Raw genomic sequence first — 1,748 nt, 5'->3', positions numbered from 1 at the left:
GGGGCCGTATCATCTGCTGGACCAGTATCAGCGGGGAGCGATAGCCGAGTTGCTGGGGTTTGTGTGGATGCCGTTGATGCTGGGTGCGGGCGAAGGGTTGATGGAGAAGGGCGGCGAAGGCGGTTGTCGGGCGAGGTGGGGGGAGCGCTTGAAGTGGGTGGTAGTGCTGGGGGTGAGCTACGGGGGGTTCATCTGGAGCCATCCGCCGACGGCGTATCAGTACAGTCTGGGGTTTGGGGTGGCGATGATGGTGCTGGGGATGGTGCGGCGGGAGTGGCGCGGGCTGCTGCGGGTGGGAGTGGGATTGGGGCTGGGGGTGGCGCTGGCGGCGGCTTACATCCTTCCCGCCGTCTTCGAACAGAACCTGATTCACAAAGATTACATCCTCACTTCATGGCCCTATCACAACACCTACGTCTTCGTGCATGACATCTTCAACGCCGCGAACTTTGTTGAATTTTACAGACGCATAAACTGGCTCTGGGTGCTGGGGCTGGCGTTCACGATTGTCTGCGGCGCGGCGTTGTTGCTGGCCGACAAAGGTCGAGGGGCGCTGTCGGCTGACGGCTCGACAAAAGGCATTCGCCGCTTGTTCGCCTACTTCGAGCGTGACGGTTTATTGAGCGCCGCGCTCAAGCAGCGTGTGGTGATGTGGACGGCGCTCGGCCTGTTCGTCAGTCTGATGATGCATAAAATCTCCCGGCCACTCGGCCAGCACATCCCGAAGATCGAGATTGGCATTTTTACCTGGCGAATGCTGGCGATGACGACTCTGGTGACGGCGCTGCTCGCCGGTGCCTGCTGGCAGACCGCAAGCCAGGCGCTCGGTCAGCAACGGAGAAGCGTCAGCACAGTCCTGGCCACATTGAGCATGATCATTTTGATTGGCGGAGCCGCCTTCAGCCTCTTGTCAGTTTGCCTGCCAGTGGCCAGGGCCGAAGTCTTCGTGCCGGAGGCGGAGCACATGAACCCTGCGACCTTGCCTGCGACCGCACCTGACCCGTATGAGTTACCCGACGATGCGCCGCCCGCCGAGCTTGCCGAAGATAACGGTGAAGTCTTCGTCGAAAAATGGGAGCCGCAGCACCGCGTAGTGCGCGCCGAATTGACCGAAGCAGATCAGCTATGGATACGCACTTTCAACTTTCCCGGCTGGACGGCGACCGTTGACGGTAAGCCGGCAGAAATCATCACCGGCGAAGAGTTCGGCGACATTGAGATCAACCTCGCCGCCGGCCACCACGAAGTGCGCCTCGACTTTCTTGATACACCGATTCGTCGCCGGGCCGAGCGTGTGACGCTGATTACATTTGCGATGATCGTCTTGATGATGGCCGCATCGTGGTTGCTTAGACTGAAGCGGTCGGTCGCGCCGCAATAAGAAACGAATGGTTGAAACGCCTGCTCCTAACGAATCAACAAGCCCGGCACGCACCCGCCGGCGGCGCGGCTGGCTGCTCATCTATTGCGTCATTCTGTCGGCGCTGGCTGCAATCCCTTACTTCTTCATCGCCAACCCGCTACCCGGGCAGTCGCGCTGGTCGCTGCGCATGCCGTCAACCCATGATATGCGCGGGCATTACAACCAGATGCGGTCGTTTTACGGAGGACTGGCGAGCGGCGAAATCTATCCGCGATGGGAGGCCGAGACGAATCGCGGCTTTGGCGCGGCGACGCCGAGCTTCTACCCGCCGGGCGTCTACTACCTGACGGCGGCCTGCTTCGCCTTGACGCGGGACTGGACGGCG

The 1,748-nt window shown here is 61.2% G+C and carries 2 protein-coding genes; both read left to right on the top strand.

The window, feature by feature from the left end; translation table 11 throughout:
* Nucleotides 1-1,381, top strand: a 1,381-nt coding sequence (locus VJ464_23720) for a hypothetical protein (protein ID HKQ08155.1), incomplete at its 5' end; no start/stop codon positions are given.
* A 7-nt stretch (nt 1,382-1,388) separates the two neighbouring features.
* Nucleotides 1,389-1,748: hypothetical protein (locus VJ464_23715; protein HKQ08154.1), on the top strand; the 360-nt coding region annotated here is incomplete at its 3' end.

It is taken from the genome of Blastocatellia bacterium, from assembly GCA_035275065.1.
GTDB lineage: Bacteria > Acidobacteriota > Blastocatellia > UBA7656 > UBA7656 > DATENM01.
The sequence above is the reverse complement of the archived record's forward strand: the minus strand, read 5'-3'. Positions and strand labels throughout refer to the sequence as shown.